Raw genomic sequence first — 789 nt, forward strand, 5'->3', positions numbered from 1 at the left:
GTGCTGCGGTCCCCGGACGGGGTGGCGGTGCGGTGTGCGGGGCGGGAGCTGTCGTACCGGGAACTCGACGAGCGGGCCAATCAGTTGGCGCACCGGCTGCTGGGTCTGGGCGTGGGTCCGGAGGCACCGGTGGCGGTGCTGATGGAGCGCTCGGTGGACCTGGTGGTGGCGCTGCTGGCGGTGCTGAAGGCGGGTGCGTTCTACCTCCCGCTGCACAGCGGTTACGCTCGCCTCGCTGCCGGCCACCGACCCGGGCGTGGAGTGTGGGCCGGACCAGCTGGCGTACGTGATGTACACCTCGGGTTCGACGGGCCGCCCCAAGGGTGTGGCGGTCACCCACCGCGACGTCCTCGAGCTGGTCGTGGACGGGATGTTCGGGCCCGGTGCACACGAGCGCGTCGTCCTGCTCGCCTCCTACGCCTTCGACCCTTCCACCTACGCCTTCTGGGTGCCGCTGCTGCACGGCGGACGCACCGTCATCACCCCCGAAGGCGACCTGAGCGTCGCCGAACTCGCCCGATCGTCCGCTGCGCCTACGGCCCCACCGAGACCACCCTGTTCGCCACCCAGGCCCCCTGGACCGCCACCGACACCGTGCCCGCCCCAGTACCCGTCGGGCGTCCACTGGACGGCATGCGCGCCTATGTTCTCGATGAGAACTTGTCGCTGGTCCCTTCGGGCGTGGCCGGGGAGCTGTATCTGGCGGGTGCGGGACTGGCCCGGGGGTACTTCGGGCGTCCTGACCTGACCGCTGAGCGGTTCGTCGCCGACCCCTTCGGCCCGGCCGGG

2 pseudogenes are annotated in these 789 nt (G+C 71.7%); both read left to right on the top strand.

The annotated features are described in order from the left end of the window. Positions 1-27: 27 nt before the first annotated feature. A pseudogene (locus IF78_RS51120) lies at positions 28-171 on the top strand (AMP-binding protein); the annotation flags it as partial. Between the two features lie 115 nt (positions 172-286). Further along, positions 287-789 (top strand): annotated as a pseudogene (locus IF78_RS51080) (AMP-binding protein); the annotation flags it as partial.

Source organism: Streptomyces bicolor, assembly GCF_000719285.1.
Classification (GTDB): Bacteria; Actinomycetota; Actinomycetes; order Streptomycetales; family Streptomycetaceae; genus Streptomyces; species Streptomyces bicolor.